Raw genomic sequence first — 18,228 nt, 5'->3', positions numbered from 1 at the left:
TCAGAAGGGTGTTGAGGTCTGTCGTCACAAACAGATCTTCAACACCCTTCGTCTATGCCCACACCCCGGGGTCGTTAGGACTTACTCGTCTAGTCGAGGCAGCCCCAGCCACCAGCACGTGGTACAGATGACGGCCGATCTCGCGGACGGTTCGGCGCGGGCCGACGGTCGGGGCCGAGCCCGAACAACGCCAACGGGCCCGCGAGACGCGGACCCGTTGGGCGACTATGTCGGATGTGGAGGGTGGCGGGGTCACCGCCAGCCGGCGCTAGCTCACCGCAGCGCGGTCAGGGATGCGAGTGCGAGTGGCCCGACGGGACCTTCATGCCGTTGCCGCCCAGCGGGGTGAGCGGCAGCAGCTTCTTGCCGGTGGGGCCGATCTGGATCTCGGTGTCCATCGATGGGCAGACGCCGCAGTCGAAGCAGGGCGTCCACCGGCAGTCGTCCTGCTCGAACTCGCTGAAAGCGTCCTGCCAGTCCTGCCAGAGCCAGTCCTTGTCGAGGCCCGAGTCGAGGTGGTCCCAGGGCAGGACCTCCAGCTCGTCGCGCTGACGGGTGGTGTACCAGTCGAGGTCCACCCCGAACGCGGGCAGCGTCTCGGCCGCGGCCTGCACCCAGCGCTGGTAGGAGAAGTGCTCGCTCCACCCGTCGAACCGGCCGCCGTTCTCCCAGACCTTGCGGATGACCGACCCGACCCGGCGGTCACCCCGGGAGAGCAGCCCCTCGATGAGCGACGGCTCGCCGTCGTGGTAGCGGTAGCCGATGGCCCGGCCCAGCGAGCGGTCCGCGTTGATGGCCTGCTTGAGGATCTTGAGCCGGTGGTCGATGACCTCCGGACGGTCCATCGCGGCCCACTGGAACGGGGTGTGCGGCTTCGGCACGAACCCGCCGATGGAGACCGTGCAGCGGATGTCCTTGGAGCCGGTCGCGGCCCGGCCGGCCCTGATCACCTCGTGGGCCATCTCGGCGATCTCGAGGACGTCCTCGTCGGTCTCGGTGGGCAGGCCGCACATGAAGTAGAGCTTCACCTGCCGCCACCCGTTGGTGTACGCGGTGACGACCGTACGGATCAGGTCTTCCTTCGACACCATCTTGTTGATGACCTTGCGGATCCGCTCCGACCCGCCCTCCGGGGCGAAGGTCAGGCCGGTGCGCCGCCCGTTGCGGGACAGCTCCTGCGCGAGGTCGATGTTGAAGGCGTCCACCCGGGTCGAGGGCAGCGACAGCGAGACGTTCGTGCCCTCGTACTGTTGGGCGAGGCCCGAGCACATGTCGCCGATCTCGGAGTGGTCCGCCGAGGAGAGCGACAGCAGGCCGACCTCGGAGAAGCCGGAGAACTCCAGGCCCTCGCGGACCATCTGCGCGACAGTGGTGATCGACCGTTCCCGCACCGGACGGGTGATCATTCCGGCCTGGCAGAACCGGCAGCCCCGGGTGCAGCCCCGGAAGATCTCCACCGCGTACCGCTCGTGCACCGTCTCGGCCAACGGCACGAGGGGCTTCTTCGGGTACGGCCAGGCGTCCAGGTCCATCGTCGTGCGCTTGTGCACCCGGAACGGCACGTCCGCCCGGTTCGGTACGACCCGCTGGATCCGGCCGTCCGGCAGGTAGTCGACGTCGTAGAAGCGCGGCACGTAGACACTCTCGGTGCGGGCCAGCCGCAGCAGCAGCTCGTCGCGGCCGCCCGGCGAGCCCTCGGCCTTCCACTCCCGGACGATCGCGGTGATCTCCAGGACCGCCTCCTCGCCGTCGCCGAGCACCGCGGCGTCGATGAAGTCGGCGATCGGCTCCGGGTTGAACGCGGCGTGCCCGCCGGCAACGATCACCGGGTCGGCGTCGGTGCGGTCGGCGGCCAGCAGCGGGATGCCGGCCAGGTCGATCGCGGTGAGCATGTTCGTGTAACCCAGCTCGGTGGAGAAGGAGATGCCGAACACGTCGAACCCGCGCACCGACCGGTGCGCGTCGACGGTGAACTGCGGCACGCCGTGCGTGCGCATCAGCGTCTCCAGGTCCGGCCAGACCGCGTACGTCCGCTCGGCGAGGGTGTCGGGCAGCTCGTTGAGCACCTCGTAGAGGATCTGCACGCCCTGGTTGGGCAGGCCCACCTCGTAGGCGTCGGGATACATCAGCGCCCAGCGCACGGTCGCCGCGTCCCAGTCCTTCGTCACCGCACCCAACTCGCCCCCGACGTACTGGATGGGCTTGGAGATCTGGGGCAGCAGCGGCTCGAGCTGGGGCCAGACCGACGGCTCCGAGCCGACGCGCGGCGTCGGGCGGGCCGAGCTGGAGTCGTCGCGAGAGTTGGTCGCGGCCGCGTGCGGGCTCGTGGACGGGGCACTCATGATGCCCAAGGGTACGCGTTCGTCCGCCGCCGATCGCGCGCACGCCCGATCGGCGGGGGTGGCGGCGCGGTACTAACCTCGGTTCGGCGCGAGAGGAGATTGCCGCGATGCCGGAGACCCAGCCGGGAGCACGGCCGGCCGACGGGAGCAACCCGGGCGCGGAGCCGGAGCGGGACCGGACGGTCGCCGACGAGCCGACCTCCCCACCCGTACCCCCGGAGCAGCCGGAACCCTCGGACCAGCCGGAGCCCTCGGACCAGCCGGAGCCCTCGGACCAGCCGGAGCCTGCCCCGACCGGGGAGGTCCCGGCCTCGGAGGTCCCGGCCGCGGACGTCCCGGCGCCCAGGTGGAGTGGTTCGGCCCCGGTTCCACCCCCGCTGCCCCGCCGAGCGGCCTGGGGCGCGTCGGCCGAGCCGACCCCTCCCCCGCCGGTGGCCGTCGGACCGCCGGAGGACCAGACCCCGGTCGACCCGTGGGCCGGCGTGGACACCGGCGGCTGGGACCTGCCCTCCGCCGAACTGCCCCCGCTGCCGCCCACGATGTCGTATCCGACGCCGCCGGACACCCGGCAGTGGTCCGGGCCGCCCGCTCCCCCCGCCTCGTCGGGGAACACCCGGCAGTGGTCCGGGCCGCCCGCTCCCCCGGCCGGGTCGCAGCCGGTGCCGCCGCCCGCCGCCCCGGGCGCAACCCGGGCCATCGGACCCATGGTGCCGGCCCGGCCGATGTCGCCACCCGCGCCGCCGAAGGTGCCGAAGCAGCGCCGGGGTCGGCGATCCACCACGCCACCGCCATCACCGCCGCCCGGGTGGCAGGCCCCCCAGGGGTACGTGCCGGTTCCGGTTCGCCGACGACGCCGCTGGCCGTGGCTGCTGCTGCTCACCCTGGCCTGCTGCTGTGGATGCCCCGCCTACTACGGGTTCCCGATCTCGGCCCAGTACCCGGCGCGCGCGGCCCTGCCCGTCCAGGTGGACGACCTCAGCCTGCGGCAGGACAGCCGCAGCACCGAGGCGGCCCAGAAGCTGGAGAGCGAGGTACGCAAGGAGAACTGGCTGGCCGAGGACACGTTCGCCGGCGTCTACGCCACGACGAGCGGCAAGCGGGTGACGGTCTTCGGCGGCACCGGCTTCCGGCTGACCCCGGAGTCGGACGCGGAGGCCGAGATCAGCCGGCTCACCGATCGGTACGCGTTGGGTGCCCCGGAGAGCGTGGACACCGGTGTACGGGGCCGGCACGAACGGTGCGCGGTGGGCAGTGCCGACGGCGGTGCCGTGGTCGTCTGCACGTCGGTCGACCACGGCAGCATCGCCACCGGGGTGTTCACCCGACTCTCCGTCGCCGACAGTTCCGACCTGTTGGGCACCCTGCGCGCCCAGATCGTCCAACCCGAGCGGGGCTGATGCCGCACCCTGGGCGGCCGGGGTGCGGCCGGCGGGGTCAGGCGTCGCGGGTCGGGTCCGGGTGGGCGCGCGGCGGGGCATAGCGGGGCACGTACTCCTGGCCGGTGAGCTTCTGGATCTCGCTCATCAGCTCGTCGGTCATCTGCCGCAGAGAGGCGCGGTCGTCCGGTCGGCCGGTGAAGTCCAGCGGTTTGCCGAATCGAACCGTGATCTTGGCGGTGCCCGGCCGGGGCACCCGGGCGCCGATCGGCTGCGCCTTGTCCGTGCCGATCATGCCGACCGGGATGATCGGCACGCCGGCCGAGATCGCCAGCCGGGCCGCGCCGGTCCGCCCCCGGTAGAGCTTGCCGTCCGGCGAGCGGGTGCCCTCCGGGTAGACCACCACCAGGTCACCGCCCTTGAGCGCCGGGATCGCCGCGTCGAACGCGGACAGCGCCGCCCGGCCACCGGCCCGCTCGACCGGGATCGCACCCAGGCCGGTGAGGACGAACTTGGAGATCGCACCCTTCACGCCGGTGCCGTTGAAATATTCCGACTTGGCCCAGAACGCCAGGTGCCGGGGCACGACCGTGCCGAGGAACAACTCGTCGGCCACCGAGAGGTGGTTGCCGGCGAAGATCGCGCCGCCGGTCTCCGGCACGTGTTCCAGACCCTCCACGGTCGGGCGGAACGCCACCCGCAGCGTGGGGCCCACGGTCAGCTTGCCGATGGTGTAGAGCAGCGGCACTGGTCCTCCGGCAGATGAATTGCGAGCAGGCGGTGTCACGGTAGCGGACGCCTCCACACCTCCCGGACGGAGGTGGTGAGGCGCCCGCACCCTGGCGATGGTCCGTTATACCCGGCGGACGACCACCGTTACCCGCTCACCATCGCCGACCTCGCCAGCGAAGCCCTCCAGCCCCTCGACGAAGTCGACCGAGTCGGCCAGCACCTCCGCGGAGACGAAGTCGACGTACGCCGACACCGCCGCGCGTACCTCGTCGGACGCCGACACCGACACCACGATCCGGTCCGAGACGTCCAGATCGGCGTCACGGCGGGCCTGCTGCACCACCCGCACCACGTCGCGGGCCAGCCCCTCGGCGGCCAGTTCCGGTGTGACGTCGGTGTCCAGCACCACCACTCCCTCGCCGCCGGGCAGCGGCGCGGAGTGCTCGGCGTCGGCGGCGACCAGGCGCAACTCGTACTCACCCTCGGCGAGGGTGACACCGGCGGCCACCGGGGCGCCGTCGACCAGCTCCCACTCGCCCGCCTTGACCGCCTTGATCACCTGTTGCACCTGCTTGCCGACGCGTGGGCCGAGCGCCCGGGGAACCACAGTCAACACCTGCTCGCAGTACGCGGACAGCTCCGCGCTGAACTCCACCGACTTGACGTTCACCTCGTCGGCGACCAGGTCGGCGAACGGCCGCAGCTGCTCCGCGGCCGGCGAGGCCACGGTCAGCGTCGACAGCGGCAGCCTCACCCGCAGCCCCTTGGCCTTGCGCAGCGACAGCGCCGCCGAGGCGACCGCCCGAACGTTGTCCATCGCGCGGACCAGATCGTGGTCGGCCGGGAACTCCTCCGCCGAGGGCCAGTCGGTCAGGTGCACCGAACGCTCCCCGGTCAGGCCACGCCAGATCTCCTCCGCGGTCAGCGGAGCCAGCGGCGCCACCACCCGACAGAGCGTCTCCAGCACCGTCGACAGGGTGTCGAAGGCGTTGACGTCACCGGACCAGAACCGGTCCCGGGACCGGCGCACGTACCAGTTGGTCAGCGCGTCGAGGTAGGACCGGACGGTGGCGCAGGCACCGGAGATGTCGTACGCGTCCATCTGCGCGCCGACCGTGGACACCAGCTCGTTCGTCTTCGCCAGCACGTACCGGTCGAGCAGGTGGGTGGAGTCGGTACGTCGCCGGGCCTGATACCCGTCGGCGTTGGCGTAGAGCGTGAAGAAGTAGTACACGTTCCACAGCGGCAGCAGCACCTGCCGGACGGCGTCGCGGATGCCCGCCTCGGTGACCGCCATGTCCCCACCGCGCAGCACCGGCGAGGACATCAGCATCCAGCGCATCGCGTCCGAGCCGTACGCGTCGAAGACGTGGTAGACGTCCGGGTAGTTGCGCAGGCTCTTGGACATCTTGCGCCCGTCCGAGCCGAGCAGGATGCCGTGGCTCAGGCAGTTACGGAACGCCGGCCGGTCGAACAGCGCGGTGGCCAGCACGTGCATCGTGTAGAACCAACCACGGGTCTGCCCGATGTACTCGACGATGAAGTCACCCGGGTAGTGGTGCTCGAACCAGTCGGCGTTCTCGAACGGGTAGTGCACCTGGGCGAACGGCATCGACCCGGACTCGAACCAGCAGTCCAGCACCTCCGGCACCCGGCGCATCATCGACTGCCCGGTCGGGTCGTCCGGGTTGGGGCGGACCAGGTCGTCCACCGCCGGCCGGTGCAGGTCGGTCAGGCGTACGCCGAAGTCCCGCTCGATGTCGGCCAGCGAACCGTAGACGTCCAGGCGCGGGTAGTTCGGGTCGTCGGACTTCCACGCCGGGATCGGCGAGCCCCAGAACCGGTTCCGACTGATCGACCAGTCCCTGGCGTTGGCCAGCCACTTGCCGAACGAGCCGTCCTTGATGTGGCCGGGCGTCCAGTTGATCTCCTGGTTCAGCTCGACCATCCGGTCCCGGAACTGGGTCACCGCGACGAACCACGACGACACCGCCTTGTAGACCAGCGGGGTGTCGCAACGCCAGCAGTGCGGGTACGAGTGGGTGTAGGTGTCCTGCCTGAGCACCACCCCCCGGTCCTTCAGCTCCCGGATCACCGGCTTGTTGACGTCGAAGACCTGCTCACCCTGGTACGGCGGGACCAGCGCGGTGAACCGGGTGTGGTCGTCGACAGTGACGATGGTGGGGATGCCGGCGGCGTTGCAGACGTTCTGGTCGTCCTCACCGAAGGCCGGGGCCAGGTGCACGATCCCGGTGCCGTCCTCGGTGGTGACGAACTCCGCCCCGAGCACCTGGTAGGCGTTCTCCCCGGCCTGCTCGACGAGGAAGTCGAACAGCGGCGTGTAGCGGCGTCCGACCAGGTCCCGGCCGTACACCGAGCCGACCTGCTCGTAGCCCTCCAGCTCCTTGGCGTACGCGGCCAGCCGCGCCGCCCCCACCAGGTAGCGGTCGCCGTCGCGTTCGAGCACCGCGTACTCGATGTCGGGCCCGACGGCGAGCGCGAGGTTCGACGGCAGGGTCCACGGCGTGGTGGTCCAGACGCCCAGCTTGACCGGGCCGCGCAGCAGCTCCGGTGCGGACTCGTCGGCGGTCAGCTCGAACCACACCGACAGGGTGGGGTCGTGCCGGTCCCGGTAGACGTCGTCCATCCGGGTCTCGGTGTTCGACAGCGGCGTCTCACAGCGCCAGCAGTACGCCAGCACCCGGAAGCCCTCGTAGATCAGACCCTTGTCGTGCAGGGTCTTGAAGGCCCACATGACGCTTTCCATGTAGTCCAGGTCGAGGGTCTTGTAGTCGTTGGTGAAGTCGACCCAGCGGGCCTGCCGGTTGATGTACCGCTCCCAGTCCTGGGTGAACTCCAGCACCGAGGTACGGCAGGCCTCGTTGAACCGGTCCACGCCCAGGTCGATGATCTCCGCCTTGCTGGTGATGCCGAGCTGCTTCTCGGCCACCACCTCGGCGGGCAGGCCGTGACAGTCCCAGCCGAACCGCCGCTCGACGTGCCGGCCACGCATGGTCTGGTAGCGCGGCACCACGTCCTTGACGTAGCCGGTGAAGAGGTGACCGTAGTGCGGCAGGCCGTTGGCGAACGGCGGGCCGTCGTAGAAGACGTACTCGTTCTTGCCGTCGGTGCCGGCGGGGCGGGCCTCGATGCTGGCCTCGAAGGTCTTGTCAGCCGTCCAGTGCTCCAGCACGCGGCGCTCGACCGCGGGCAGGTCCGGGCTCGCCGGAACACCGGCGGCGGTCGCGTCGTGCAACGGATAGGCCATCGGGGGTCGCTCTCCTCATGCAGCTCACTCAACGTGGGTCTGCGAGGACGAACCTCCGGGTACGCCTGGAACGGCGCTCCCGGGTGGCCCGCGGTACCACCCCGCTTGGCGGTCAGGATCGACCGCCCGCTCATTGTCGGCTGTGACGGGCCGCACCCGTCCGGTTCTACTGGGCCGGTTGCCCGGCTGTTCTTCCGGAGGCTCACCGGTGATGGCCGGGTCATCGCCTTTCGAGGTCCAACGATACTCGACCCGTCGACCGCCCCGCCGCCGAGTGAACGCCCGCGCCGGCACCCTAGGCTGACCGGGTGATCCGGATCGAGTTGGACGAGCCGACGCTGCTCCGGACCCGGATCGCCACCAGCCCGCTCTGGGAGGTGCTGACCAGCCTGTTGCTGCTGCACCGCAATCCGATTGAGGCGCCCTGGCCGTACACCGCCTGGGCGCGGCACGCACGGCGGGTGCTCGACGACGTGCCGGCGACCGCGCCGGCCCGGCTGCTGACCACCGGCCTACCCGCACCGGACTTCCTCAGCCCGATCCCCACGTTGGCCGCGCCGACCCTGGCCGACCAGCTCGCCGAGCTGCGCGCGACGCCGGCCGAGGTGATCACCGAACAGATCCCCCACTATTACCACCCGGACGACCTGCCGGAGTGGCTCCGCCCGTTCGTCACGGACCGGCGGGCAGCCCTGGACCGGCTCGCCGACGGCATCCAGGCGTACTGGGACGCGGCCATCGCGCCGTGGTGGCCGGCGATGCAGGCGGCGCTGGACGAGGAGGTGCTGCATCGGGCCCGGGCGCTCGCCGCGTACGGCCCGGACGCGCTCCTGGAGAACCTGCACGAACGGGTGCGCTGGAACAAGCCGGTGCTGACCCTGGTGAAGCCGTCGGAGCAGCAGTTCACGGCGGTGAATCAGCGACTGCTGCTGCTTCCCTTGATCTTCTCGGAGGGGGCACTCGTCTGCGCCACCGACCATCCGGAGATCATCGCCGTCTCCTACCAGGCGCGCGGGGCGGCAGTGCTCGCCGAGGGTGAGCCGGTCTCGGCGGCCCGGACGACACCGGCCACGGATCGGCTGGCGGTGCTGGTCGGTCGGGGTCGCGCCCAGGTACTGCGGGCGCTGGCGAGGCCAGCCACCACCGCGGGCCTCGCGGCCACGTTGGGGTTGGCACCGAGCACCGTGTCGGAGCAGCTCTCCGCACTGCTGGCCGCCGGCGTGGTACACCGGCGTCGGGTGGGCCGGCGGGTGTTGTACGGCCTGAACCGGCCGGTCTGGCACTGGTGCAGCTCGTCGGTGACGAGCCGACGTGCGCCTCGGCCTGAGCATTCGGCTCGATCCGAATCCGTTTCCCACCCGTACCCGTCACTCCTAGCCTGCTGATCACGAGCGTCGGAAGGTCCCGGCAGACCGCAGCGTCGACCTGACGGTCGGCAACGGGGAGCTGTTCGGCCTGCCGGGCCAGCCGGCGCTGGCCGGCCCATCCCCGACCCAACCCCGCTGATCATGGAGTTGTTGCCTCACTCGACGGCGTGTCGTGGCAACAACTCCATGATCGACCGGGGGGTCGGGGACGGTGCTCGCCGATCGGGATGAGCGGGATCACAGTTCCGGTTGTCACGACCTGCCCCGGCCCGGCCGTCGTACCGGTGTCGGACCGATCAGGAGGTAGTCGTGCAACGGATGAACCCGGCCGAGGTCGCACCGCAGGCGTACAAGGCCGTCATGGGGTTGGAGAAGTACGTCCAGACGAACGTCGATCGCACCGTGCTGGAGCTGGTGAAACTGCGGGCATCGATAATCAACGGGTGCGCGTACTGCGTGGACATGCACAGCCGGGACGCGCTCGCCGACGGCGAGTCGAGCCGGCGGCTGTTCGCGGTAGCCGCCTGGCGGGAGTCTCCCTTCTTCGACGAGCGGGAGCGGGCCGCACTGGCCCTCACCGACGCGGTCACCCGGCTCGGCGAGCACGGGGTGCCGGACGAGGTGTGGGATGACGCCGCGAAGGTCTGGTCCGAGAAGGAACTGGCCGACCTCGTCGTCGCGATTGCCACAATCAACGTGTGGAATCGGATCGGGGTGACGATGCGGCTGGAGCCTCCAGCCCAGGCGTGACCACCAAGGCGGCAGCGGAGGCGGCCGGTGCGCTCGAGGCGCACCGGCCGATGCTGCTCGGTCTCGCGTACCGCCTGCTCGGCAGCCGCCACGACGCGGAGGACGTGCTCCAGGAGGCGTACCTGCGCTGGCTCGGTGTGGACCGGGCCCGGGTCGAGGAGCCGCGCCGGTACCTGTCCAGGGTGGTCACCCGGTTGGCACTGGACCGGCTGCGCGCGCGGCAGGCGGCCCGCGAGACGTACGTCGGGACATGGCTGCCCGAGCCGGTGCCGACCGCGCCCTCGCCGTTCGGGCCGTTGGACCGGGTGGAGCTACGCGACTCGCTCTCCACCGCGTTGCTGCACGTCCTGGAGCGACTCACCCCGCCGGAGCGGGCGGTGTACGTCCTGCACACGGCCTTCGACCTGCCGTACGGGGAGATCGCCGAGATCCTGGAGCGGTCCGTCGCCGACTGTCGGCAGCTCAACCACCGGGCGACCGCGCGGGTACGGCAGGAGCAGCGTCGGTTCACCGCCAGCCGCCCGGAGCGGGAACGGCTGCTGGACGCGTTCCTCGCCGCCGCCCGCGACGGTGACCTGGCGAAGCTCACCGACCTGGTGGCCGCCGACGCCACCGCCTGGAACGACGGCGGCGGTCGGGCGCGGGCCGCCCTCAACCCGGTCACCGGCGCCGACCGGATCGCCCGGTTCTACGCCGGGGTCTACGGCCCGCGTCACCGAGTGGCGATGGATCCGGTGGAGCTCAACGGGGAACCAGCGATGCTGATCACCCGCGCGGACGGCAGTCGGTACACGCTGACCATCGCCGCGGCCGACGGACGGATCACCGGGATCTACGTGGTCGGCAACCCGGCGAAGGTGCCGGCGGTCGGCTGAACCCGGGCGTCGTCGGTCGACCCCGGCCGGTGGGCGTCAGCCCAGCTCGGGGAACCACAGCGCGATCTCGCGCTTGGCGCTGTCCGTCGAGTCGGAGGCGTGCACCAGGTTCTCCCGGTTGGACAGCGACAGGTCACCCCGGATGGTGCCGGCGGCGGCCTTGCGTCCGTCGGTGGCGCCGACCAGCCCGCGGACCACGTCGATGACCTGGTCGCCGGAGAGAACCAGGGCGACCAGCGGGCCGCCGGTCATGAAGTCCTTCAGCGGCGGGTAGAACGCCTTGTCGACGTGCTCGGCGTAGTGCTCGTCGGCGAGCGCGGCATCCATCGTCCGGTGCGCCATCGCGTCGATCCGCAGCCCCTTGCGCTCGAAGCGGGAGAGGACCTCGCCGACCAGGCCGCGGCGGACCGCGTCGGGCTTGATCAGAACGAGGCTGCGCTCATCCGGGCTGTTGCTGGACACGCTGGGTTCCTCCTGTACGCGCTGAACGCTTGGGATCGGTACGGTCAGCCTAGCGACCCGGTCCCGGCACCGGCGCGGCGGCCGGTCTTTCCCCCGGTGGCCGATCCGGCCTAGCCTGGTCCTGACCCCGGGAGGTCCACTGTGGCGAATGGCGGGAACCGACCCATCGCGCCGGTACGCAAGCTGATCGGCGCGGTGCTGGGCACCGTTGCCACGTTCGTCGTCCTGTTCGGGCTCGGCATGACGAGTTGGGCCATCGTGGCCCTGGGGGTCGCCCTGCTGGTGCTGGCGATCGCGCTGGCGACCGTACGCGGCGGCGGTCGCACGTGGGTCGTCGGCGTCGGGCACGTGCACAGCGCCTCCGAACCACCCACCCAGTACGCGTTCGGCCGCTGCGAACTGCAACTGGTGATCGACGCCCCTGGTCTGCCGCCGCGGTCCAAGAAGATCATTGAGCCGAGGGTGCCGGTCTCCAAGTGGCCGTCGCTGGGCCAGACCCTGCCGATCCGGGTCGCTTTGGACGACCAGCGGCACGTCAAGGTCCTCTGGGACGAGGTGCTCACCCATGCCGAGACCGCCGCTGCCGTCGCCGACCTTCCGCCGGAGTTCGCCGACGCGGAGCCGGTGGACGAGCTGTTGATCCAGCAGGACGCGCCGCCGTGGGACGACCGCGCACCCGACGACGACTTCCGCGACCCGGTCGGTGACCCGTTCCGGGACCCGGCCGGTGACCCTTTCCGCGACCCGCTCGGTGACCCGCTGCGCACCGACCCTTCGCGCGACGACCTCCGGCGCGACGACCCGGGCGTCGTGCCCGAGGAGCGCGAGCCCGTGGTGATGCACCAGAGCCCGGGTGGCCCGGTGGTGTTGGAGGGCGTGGTCGTCGAGCCGCAGGCTGGTGGGCTGCCCCGACGGGCAACCACTCCGGCGCCGCGCCCTCCCGCCGAGGAGCGCTTCGACGAGCCCGCCGCCGACCGCTTCGACGCTTCGCAGGCGAGCGGCGCGAGCGCCCCGCCCGCCGAGGACCCCGTCGACCCCCCCAGCGCGCAGCGCTTCGACCCGCCGCCCGCGCAGCGCTCCGGCCCGGGCACTCCCGACCCGCTGGACCCACTCGATCTTCCGCTGGACGATCCCTCACCGGCCGGGGCCGCACGCACGACAGTGACCGACGAGGAACTGGACCAGGCGATCTTCGGGTTCGACGCCGGCTCGGGCGCGGACCCGGCCGCACCGATCAGCGGGGTGGGCCTCACCCTGCTGGTCACCGACCTGCAGCGGTCGCTCAACTTCTACCGCGACGTGCTCGGCTTCAGCGAGGTCGACCAGGGTGCCCACAACGCCGTCCTGGCCTCCGGGGCGACCCGGATCGTCCTGCGCGAGGTGACCGGGGCGGCGCCCATCAGCCGCCGGCTCGTGCACGTCAACCTTGAGGTGAGCGACATCGAGGCGGCGTACGAGCGGTTGCGCGAGTCGGGCGTCCGCTTCACGTACGCGCCCCGGGTGGTCAACCGGGGCACCAAGCTGGAGGGGTGGGCGGCGGCCTTCCGCGACCCGGATGGCCACGGCGTCGCGCTCACCCAGTGGCGCGAACGCGCCGACGCCTGACCCGGCCCGCCTTCGGACAGCGCAGGCCGGGTCCGCCGTCAGCCGAGGATGACGCGGCGGACGTGCAACGCGTACGCCCAGACCAGGGCGAAGATGATGCCCAGCCCGAGCAGTGACCAGTGCAGCAGACCGCCCAGCAGCAGCAGCCCCTGGAGCACGGTGCCGGCGTTCCAGGCCCAGGGCCGACGCATCATGCCGGCGAGCACCACGGCGGCCACCGCCAGTGCCACCACCGCACCGATCGCGGCGCCGCCGAGGTCACCCCCGACCACCCGGATCGGCTGGATCGCCAGCAACAGCACCAGCGCCTCCAGGCTGAGCGTGCCAGCACCGAGACCGCGTACCGCCCGCTCCGGGTTGCGCAACCCGGAGCGTCGCGGCTGCCCGGCCGTGGGTTCCTCCCCCACCGGCTGCCCGACCGGCTGCCCGACCGGCGGGCCGGTCGGGTCATCGGTGGGGTGCGGGTCCCGCTCCGGGCTGGTCATCGCTTCAGCAGCCGGCGCGCGTCGGCGACCGTCACCACGGACCCGGTGACCAGCACCCCGACCCCGCTCAGCTCACCGGGGACGTCCTCCTCGGCCAACGCCACCGCCAACTCGATGGCGTCCGGCATCTCCTCGGCCGAGTCGACCCGCTCATCGCCGAAGATCTCGGCGGCCAGCGCCGCGAGTTCCTCCACCGGCATCGCCCGTGGCGAGCTGTTGCGGGTGACCACCACCTGGTCGACCACCGGCTCCAGCAGCTCCAGCAGCGCTTCGGCGTCCTTGTCGGCCAGTACGCCGATGACGGCCACCAGCTTGCTGAACGCGAACTCCTCCTGGAGCGCGGTGACGGTGGCCTTCATGCCGTGCGGGTTGTGCGCACCGTCCAGCAGGATGGTCGGGGCGTTACGGACCCGCTCCAGCCGACCCGGGGAGCTGGTCGAGGCGAAGCCCTCGCGGACCGCCTCGATGTCCAGCTGACGTCGGGCCCCCGCGCCCAGGAACGCCTCCACGGCGGCAAGCGCCATGGCCGCGTTCTGCGCCTGGTGGGCACCGTGCAGCGGAATGAACACGTCGTCGTAGACGCCGCCCAGCCCCTGGAGGGTGAGCACCTGACCGCCGACCGCGACCGCCCGACCCAGCACGCCGAACTCACCGCCCTCCCGGGCGATGGTGGCCCCGACCTCGGCGCAGCGGTCGAGGAGGGGACCGGCGGCCTCCTCCTCCTGGGACGCCGAGATCACGGTGGCCCCCGGGTGGATGATGCCGGCCTTCGCCAGCGCGATGTCCTGGATCATGTCGCCGAGCCACTCGGTGTGGTCCAGCCCGATCGGGGTGATCACACAGACCCCGGCCTGGAGGACGTTCGTGGCGTCCTCCGCCCCACCGAGGCCAACCTCGACCACCGCGATGTCGACCGGCGCGTCGGCGAAGGTGGCGAACGCCAGCGCGGTGGTCATGTCGAAGTACGTCAGCGGCTCGTCCGACCGCGCGTCGACCAGCTCAGCCAGCGGTTTGATCTCCCGGTACACCGAGGCGAACCGCTCCTCGCTGACCGGCTCCCCGTCCAGGCTGATCCGCTCCCGGACGGTCTCCAGGTGCGGGCTGGTGTACCGACCGGTGTGCAGGCCGTGCGCCCGCAACAGCGAGTCGATCATCCGCGCGGTTGAGGTCTTGCCGTTGGTGCCGGTCAGGTGGATCGCCGGGTACGCCCGCTGCGGGCTGCCGAGCAGGTCGAGCAGCGACTCGATCCGGTCCAGCTCGAAGACCATGCGGGTGAAGCCACGGGCGTTCAGCTCGGCCTCGACGGCGGCGAATTCGGTACGGTCGGTCACGAGGGCAGTGTCTCCAGAGCAGCGTCGATCCGGACCAGGTCGGCCTCGGCGGTGGCGAGCCGGCCGCGGATCTTCGCGACCACCGGCTCGGGGGCCTTTCCGATGAAGGCAGGGTTGTCGAGCTTCGCCCGGGCCTGCGCGACCTCCTTCTCGGCTGCCGCGCGGTCCTTCGTCAGCCGGGCCCGTTCGGCCGCCACGTCGATCGACCCCCGGGTGTCCAACGCGACACCGACCGCGCCGGGCATGGCCAACGTGGCGCTGGCCTGGAAGTCGTCACCGGCCGGATCCAACCGGACCAGCGAGCGGATCAGCGGCTCGTGGGCAGCGATACCCGCGCCGGACAGCCCGTCCAGGCGGGCAGCTACCCGCTGCGTGGGGCGCAGCCCCTGGTCGGAACGGAACCGGCGGATCTCGGTGACCACCCGCTGAACGCCGACCAGCTCGGCCTCGGCGGCGTCGTCGACCAGCGACGGGTCGGCCACCGGCCAGGCGGCGGCCTGCACCGTCTCGCCGCCGGTCAACGCGAGCCACAGCTCCTCGGTGACGAACGGGATGACCGGGTGCAGCAGCCGCAGCAGCTGGTCGAGCACGTGCCCGAGCACCTGACGGCTGGCCTCCGCGCGCTCACCGCCCTCGGCGAGCACCGGCTTGCTCAGCTCGACGTACCAGTCGCAGACGTCGTCCCAGGCGAAGTGGTAGAGCAGGTCGCACACCTTGGCGAACTCGTAGGCCTCGAACTGCTCGTCGACCTCGGCGGTGACGTGCGCCAACCGGGACAGGATCCACCGGTCGACGGTGGAGAGCTGCTCGGTGGGGGGCAGGTCACCAGTGGTGTGCGCGCCGTTCATCAGGGCGAACCGGGTGGCGTTCCAGAGCTTGTTGCAGAAGTTGCGGGAGCCCTGGCACCACTCCTCGCTGACCGGGACGTCCTGGCCGGGGTTCGCGCCCCGCGCCAGGGTGAACCGGGTGGCGTCGGCGCCGTACCGGTCGATCCAGTCGAGCGGGTCGACCACGTTGCCGAACGACTTCGACATCTTCTTGCCGAACTGGTCACGCACCATGCCGTGCAGCGCGACCACGTCGAAGGGCGGCCGGCCGTCCATCGCGTAGAGGCCGAACATCATCATCCGGGCGACCCAGAAGAACAGGATGTCGTACCCGGTCACCAGCACGCTGGTCGGGTAGAACTTCGCCAGATCCGGGGTCTGCTCTGGCCAGCCCAGGGTGGAGAACGGCCACAGGCCGCTGGAGAACCAGGTGTCCAGGACGTCCTCGTCCTGGTGCCAGCCCTCGCCGGTCGGCGGCGCCTCGTCGGGGCCAACGCAGACGATCTCACCCGCCGGGCCGTACCAGACCGGGATGCGGTGCCCCCACCACAGCTGCCGGGAGATGCACCAGTCGTGCATGTTGTCGACCCAGGCGAAGTAGCGCTTGGCCAGCTCGGCCGGCTCGATGCGGACCCGGCCGTCACGCACCGCGTCACCCGCGGCCTGGGCCAGCGGGGCGGTGTTGACGAACCACTGCAGCGACAGCCGCGGCTCGACGGTGGTCTTGCACCGCGAGCAGTGCCCGACCGCGTGCACGTACGGACGCTTCTCGGCGACGATCCGGCCCTGCTCCCGCAGCGCCGCCACGATCGCCGGCCGCGCCTCGAACCGGTCCAACCCCTCGAACGGGCCGGGCACGGTGATCACGCCGCGCTCGTCCATCACGGTCAACGCGGGCAGGTCGTGCCGCTGGCCGATCTCGAAGTCGTTCGGGTCGTGGGCCGGCGTCACCTTCACCATGCCGGTGCCGAAGGACGGGTCGACGTGCGCGTCGGCGACGATCGGGATCCGGCGGCCGGTCAACGGCAGCTCGACCTCGGTGCCGATCAGGTGCTGGTAGCGCTCGTCGTCGGGGTGCACCGCCACGGCGGTGTCGCCGAGCATCGTCTCGGCCCGGGTGGTGGCCACCACGACCTCGTCGCTGTAGCGGATCGAGATCAGCTCGCCGTCGTCGTCGGTGTGCTCGACCTCGATGTCGGAGAGCGCCGTGAGGCAGCGCGGACACCAGTTGATGATCCGGTTGGCCCGGTAGATCAGACCGTCGTCGAAGAGCTTCTTGAAGATCGTCTGGACGGCGCGGGTCAGCCCCTCGTCCATGGTGAAGCGCTCGCGGTCCCAGTCGACGGAGTCGCCGAGGCGACGCATCTGACCGAGGATGGCACCACCGGACTCGGCCTTCCACTGCCAGACCCGCTCGACGAACTTCTCCCGGCCGAGATCGTGCCGGGACAGCCCCTCTGCGGCGAGCTGACGCTCGACCAGGTTCTGGGTGGCGATGCCGGCGTGGTCCATGCCCGGCAGCCACAGCGCCTCGAAGCCCTGCATCCGCTTACGCCGGGTCAAGGCGTCCATCAGCGTGTGCTCGAACGCGTGGCCCATGTGCAGCGAGCCGGTGACGTTCGGCGGCGGGATGACGATGGTGAAAGGGGGCTTGTCGCTGTCGGCGGAGGCCCGGAAGTGCCCGCCGGCTACCCACTGCTCGTACCGTCGCTGCTCTACCTCACCGGGCTGGTACTGGCCGGCAAGGGTCGGGGCGTCGGGGCGTTGGGCATCCAGTCTCTCGGTCACCGGACAAGTCTACGGAGGGCTTCCGCAGACCTGACGTGCGCCACCTGCCGTTCGCGTACGGTGTCGGCTATGTCCGACGCACATCTCACCGAGCGGTCGCGCGATGGCGGCCGCGAGCCGGTCGAGCTCACCGAAGAGCCGATTCAGCTGAGCACCCGGGACTCCGGAGGCGACCCCGACGAGCGGTCCAGCGGCTGGTCACGCCGACGCAAGATCGGTTGGACGGTCGCGCTGGTGGTCGGCCTCGCCGGTGCCGGCGTTCTTGGTGTCGGTGGGTGGCGGGTGGCGCAGCAGAAGGACACCCAACTGGCCTCACCCGATCGGGTGGCGGGTCTGACTCGCGACGACAGCGAGCGGGCGAAGAGCACGGCCGACTATCTCCGCAGCGGCCTGGCGGCGAACATCGAACTGGACCGCAGTTTCGGCACCGTCTACCGGGACCCGGCCGACGACAAGCGCTCAGTGCTCATCTTCGGGGGAACCACCCTGCTCTGGCAGCCAGAACGGGACCTGGACAGCCTCTTCCGCCTGATGTCGGACGAGACCGGTGCGGTGAACGGGCTGCGGGAGCTGCCCGCGGGTGACTTCGGCGGGGTTTTGAAGTGTGGCAGCACCAGCGGCGAGGGCGGGGACTTCGCGGTGTGCGGCTGGGCCGACCACGGCAGCGTGGTCATGGCGATGTTCCCGGGCCGGTCGGTCAGCGACGCCGGCGGCCTGCTGCGCAACCTCCGCGCCGGCATGCAGACCCGGGACTGAGCGAGCACGCGGGCTGCCCCGCCGGCCGCAAGATCGTGCAACATCCTGGGCTTAGTGGTGTCCCCACGCCGTGAGGCCACGACAACCTGGATCGAGCGTGACCTTGACGAGTCTCCGGGGTCAATGGGGGGACGCAAAGAAGCCCACCCCGTGATGGGGTGGGCTTCTTTGGAAGATTGTCCGGCGGCGTCCTACTCTCCCACACCCTCACGAGTGCAGTACCATCGGCGCTGGAGGGCTTAGCTTCCGGGTTCGGAATGTAAC

General features: G+C 71.0%; 13 protein-coding genes and 1 rRNA gene. 6 read left to right on the top strand and 8 right to left on the bottom strand.

Annotated elements, in window-relative coordinates; translation table 11 throughout:
- Positions 1-287: 287 nt before the first annotated feature.
- Positions 288-2,342 (bottom strand): TIGR03960 family B12-binding radical SAM protein, encoded by a 2,055-nt coding sequence (locus ACIBEF_RS31020; RefSeq protein WP_357195358.1) that lies wholly within the window; start codon positions 2,340-2,342, stop codon positions 288-290.
- A gap of 107 nt (positions 2,343-2,449) precedes the next feature.
- Between ACIBEF_RS31020 and ACIBEF_RS31015 the strand changes: the two genes are divergently transcribed.
- Entirely contained in the window at positions 2,450-3,739 is a 1,290-nt protein-coding gene (locus tag ACIBEF_RS31015) for a hypothetical protein (RefSeq protein WP_396796922.1), read from the top strand.
- A 37-nt stretch (positions 3,740-3,776) separates the two neighbouring features.
- Here the strand turns inward: ACIBEF_RS31015 and ACIBEF_RS31010 are convergent, their stop codons facing one another.
- Positions 3,777-4,466 (bottom strand): lysophospholipid acyltransferase family protein, encoded by a 690-nt coding sequence (locus tag ACIBEF_RS31010; protein WP_355009324.1) that lies wholly within the window; start codon positions 4,464-4,466, stop codon positions 3,777-3,779.
- A 105-nt stretch (positions 4,467-4,571) separates the two neighbouring features.
- Complete coding sequence (ileS, locus tag ACIBEF_RS31005; protein WP_396796920.1) at positions 4,572-7,718, bottom strand: isoleucine--tRNA ligase; 3,147 nt, start codon at positions 7,716-7,718, stop codon at positions 4,572-4,574.
- Between the two features lie 308 nt (positions 7,719-8,026).
- Here ileS and ACIBEF_RS31000 point away from each other — a divergent pair, with 308 nt between their 5' ends.
- The 3 genes from ACIBEF_RS31000 to sigJ all read left to right on the top strand — a co-directional run bounded on the left by ACIBEF_RS31000 (position 8,027) and on the right by sigJ (position 10,710).
- Positions 8,027-9,103, top strand: coding sequence for an ArsR family transcriptional regulator (locus tag ACIBEF_RS31000; protein ID WP_396796919.1), 1,077 nt, complete (start codon positions 8,027-8,029; stop codon positions 9,101-9,103).
- A gap of 300 nt (positions 9,104-9,403) precedes the next feature.
- Positions 9,404-9,835, top strand: coding sequence for a carboxymuconolactone decarboxylase family protein (locus ACIBEF_RS30995; protein ID WP_396796925.1), 432 nt, complete (start codon positions 9,404-9,406; stop codon positions 9,833-9,835).
- Positions 9,832-10,710: an RNA polymerase sigma factor SigJ gene (gene sigJ / locus ACIBEF_RS30990; protein WP_396796917.1), complete on the top strand. Its 879-nt coding sequence runs from the start codon at positions 9,832-9,834 to the stop codon at positions 10,708-10,710. The genes ACIBEF_RS30995 and sigJ overlap by 4 nt, the downstream gene beginning before the upstream one ends.
- 36 nt (positions 10,711-10,746) lie before the next feature.
- On the opposite strand, the gene ndk is transcribed toward sigJ, so the two are convergent.
- Entirely contained in the window at positions 10,747-11,172 is a 426-nt protein-coding gene (ndk, locus tag ACIBEF_RS30985; RefSeq protein WP_088949743.1) for a nucleoside-diphosphate kinase, read from the bottom strand.
- 141 nt (positions 11,173-11,313) lie between these two features.
- Between ndk and ACIBEF_RS30980 the strand changes: the two genes are divergently transcribed.
- On the top strand, positions 11,314-12,777 hold the full coding sequence (locus tag ACIBEF_RS30980) for a VOC family protein (RefSeq protein ID WP_396796916.1): 1,464 nt from the start codon (positions 11,314-11,316) through the stop codon (positions 12,775-12,777).
- A gap of 38 nt (positions 12,778-12,815) precedes the next feature.
- Here the strand turns inward: ACIBEF_RS30980 and ACIBEF_RS30975 are convergent, their stop codons facing one another.
- The 3 genes from ACIBEF_RS30975 to ACIBEF_RS30965 are packed head-to-tail and all read right to left on the bottom strand — an operon-like array spanning position 12,816 to position 17,208.
- Positions 12,816-13,262 (bottom strand): DUF4233 domain-containing protein, encoded by a 447-nt coding sequence (locus tag ACIBEF_RS30975; protein WP_396796915.1) that lies wholly within the window; start codon positions 13,260-13,262, stop codon positions 12,816-12,818.
- Positions 13,259-14,593, bottom strand: a complete 1,335-nt coding sequence (locus tag ACIBEF_RS30970) for a bifunctional folylpolyglutamate synthase/dihydrofolate synthase (protein ID WP_396796914.1) — start codon at positions 14,591-14,593, stop codon at positions 13,259-13,261. The genes ACIBEF_RS30975 and ACIBEF_RS30970 overlap by 4 nt, the downstream gene beginning before the upstream one ends.
- Entirely contained in the window at positions 14,590-17,208 is a 2,619-nt protein-coding gene (locus ACIBEF_RS30965; protein WP_396796913.1) for a valine--tRNA ligase, read from the bottom strand. The genes ACIBEF_RS30970 and ACIBEF_RS30965 overlap by 4 nt, the downstream gene beginning before the upstream one ends.
- Positions 17,209-17,277: 69 nt before the next feature.
- Here ACIBEF_RS30965 and ACIBEF_RS30960 point away from each other — a divergent pair, with 69 nt between their 5' ends.
- Complete coding sequence (locus ACIBEF_RS30960; protein ID WP_396796912.1) at positions 17,278-17,964, top strand: hypothetical protein; 687 nt, start codon at positions 17,278-17,280, stop codon at positions 17,962-17,964.
- A gap of 178 nt (positions 17,965-18,142) precedes the next feature.
- Here ACIBEF_RS30960 and rrf read toward each other — a convergent pair.
- Positions 18,143-18,228: ribosomal RNA gene (rrf, locus tag ACIBEF_RS30955) — 5S ribosomal RNA — on the bottom strand; the annotation flags it as partial.

This window comes from Micromonospora sp. NPDC050795, assembly GCF_044456785.1.
Taxonomy (GTDB): Bacteria; Actinomycetota; Actinomycetes; order Mycobacteriales; family Micromonosporaceae; genus Micromonospora.
Note: the sequence above shows the minus strand (reverse complement) of the source record. Positions and strands in the feature narration are given on the sequence as shown.

What these genes read in the sequence shown, in the direction of transcription:
- ACIBEF_RS31020 (WP_357195358.1), bottom strand. Translation starts at nt 2,342, where the DNA reads ATGAGTGCCCCGTCCACGAGCCCGCACGCGGCCGCGACCAACTCTCGC.
- ACIBEF_RS31015 (WP_396796922.1), top strand. Translation starts at nt 2,450, where the DNA reads ATGCCGGAGACCCAGCCGGGAGCACGGCCGGCCGACGGGAGCAACCCG.
- ileS (WP_396796920.1), bottom strand. Translation starts at nt 7,718, where the DNA reads ATGGCCTATCCGTTGCACGACGCGACCGCCGCCGGTGTTCCGGCGAGC.
- ACIBEF_RS30995 (WP_396796925.1), top strand. Translation starts at nt 9,404, where the DNA reads ATGAACCCGGCCGAGGTCGCACCGCAGGCGTACAAGGCCGTCATGGGG.
- ACIBEF_RS30975 (WP_396796915.1), bottom strand. Translation starts at nt 13,262, where the DNA reads ATGACCAGCCCGGAGCGGGACCCGCACCCCACCGATGACCCGACCGGC.
- ACIBEF_RS30960 (WP_396796912.1), top strand. Translation starts at nt 17,278, where the DNA reads ATGTCCGACGCACATCTCACCGAGCGGTCGCGCGATGGCGGCCGCGAG.